Source organism: Geitlerinema sp. PCC 9228 (assembly GCF_001870905.1).
In the GTDB taxonomy this organism is placed as follows: domain Bacteria; phylum Cyanobacteriota; class Cyanobacteriia; order Cyanobacteriales; family PCC-9228; genus PCC-9228.
The window spans coordinates 1-1,481 of the sequence record NZ_LNDC01000023.1 but is presented as its reverse complement, the minus strand read 5'-3'; the positions used below and the strand labels follow the sequence as shown (position 1 = coordinate 1,481).

The following is a 1,481-nucleotide window of genomic DNA, read 5'->3' as shown; positions in this document are numbered from 1 at the left end:
CATGAGCATCATTTGACGACATCCATGTCCTCTTGCCGTAATGACCAGAATAGACTCAACTTTGACTTTGAGGTTTTTGGGAGTGTCAAGTATGTATATGCTAATGGTACGTGTGTTTTCAGGAACTATTGTCGGCGAGATGGGTCACAATAGAAAAGGTATCAAACCGAGCTCGAACGGCGGCCAAAGGGCCACCTTGCGCCAACAGGCACGATATATTGTAGATAGATAGGTTTAGAGATTATGAATTTTTTAGCAAAGTGGGGTGCGATCGCTAGTTTGGTAGGAGCTACGTTGATTGCTCCTTCCCTAGCCGGTCAAATGAAAGGGTTGGCTCTTCCCCAAGAGCAGGTCATGCAAAAACTCAGCAGCGTTCCGGTTTTCGTGATTGCCGATCCCAGCGAAGGCTTGGTCCTGCAAACCATTACCCCAGAAAACGCTCAAGAAGGAAATACTCCCGATAGTGTCCCGGTTAGCTGGGTATTCCTCAATCGTGGCGACGCACAAGAGTTTATCGACCGCTTACAACAAGAAAAACCAGAACTGGGCAACAAAGCGCAAGTGGTGGTTATGTCCCTGGGACAAGTATATCAAATGGCCCAGCGCAATTCCCAGCAGGAAGATACCCCCGTCTTTGAACTGGTACCGGCTGCCGAAGAGGTCGATTCGGCTTTGAGCATTTTACAAGAGAACGGACAGCAAGTAGAGGAATTCCGCGGCGTTCCCTTGTTTGTAGCCAGAGGCGGTGAACAACAAAGCTTGCTGGCGGTACAACGTAACGGCGAAAAATTTATTCCCCTGTTTCTCAGTCGGGAAGACCTGCAAAATCAGGTAGACCGCATGAAACAGCAGCAGCCGGATATTGCTTCTACAATTGATGTGCAAGTACTGCGTTTGGAACGAGTTATTAACGAACTGGAAAACAGCGACGAAGAGGATTTAGAACGGTTGGTTTTAATTCCTTCCCGGGAATCGCGAGACCTCATTCGTTCCCTGCAGCAGCAAAACCAAAATCAAGGCGGTCCTTCTCTACAGCAATCCCCCTAACCAAATCCACCTTCCCTACCGAACCGCTAATATATATTTCGACTGGGGTTGGTACCAGCCAACCCCCCAATCCAAGTATCCCAACCAGAATGGGTCAATGACCCGCAATTGACTGCAAGACAGTCCAATCGGGGCATGAGCATTGACTAGACCTCAGAGCCAAAGGTCCGGTAGCAGGCTGGTTACGTAAGCCTCAAGCGTATTTGCCCACACAGTTTTTTCTGGTTGAGCTGGTAAAGAAATTTTTTCCCAAACCCTGGATGGTAGAAATTTAGCTAACTCATCTAGACGAAGTTTGGCTGTTGATTTTGATTTTTTTGAAATGAAAATGGTTCGATTTTTAGCAACATCTCCTAAATATTTCAGTTTTCGTTTTTCTAGTTGCTTGAGAAAGTTGGTATTGTTGCCATAGCCAGCATCAATTAAAACAATGG

Annotated in this window: 1 protein-coding gene and 1 pseudogene; one reads left to right on the top strand and one right to left on the bottom strand. The window is 46.7% G+C overall.

Annotated elements, in window-relative coordinates:
• Positions 1-243 precede the first annotated feature (243 nt).
• The gene (locus AS151_RS01915) at positions 244-1,047 is read left to right on the top strand and encodes a Tic22 family protein (RefSeq protein WP_071515387.1); all 804 of its coding nucleotides are present in this window, start codon (positions 244-246) and stop codon (positions 1,045-1,047) included.
• Between the two features lie 207 nt (positions 1,048-1,254).
• On the opposite strand, the pseudogene AS151_RS01910 reads toward AS151_RS01915, so the two are convergent.
• Positions 1,255-1,481: pseudogene (locus AS151_RS01910) on the bottom strand (transposase); the annotation flags it as partial.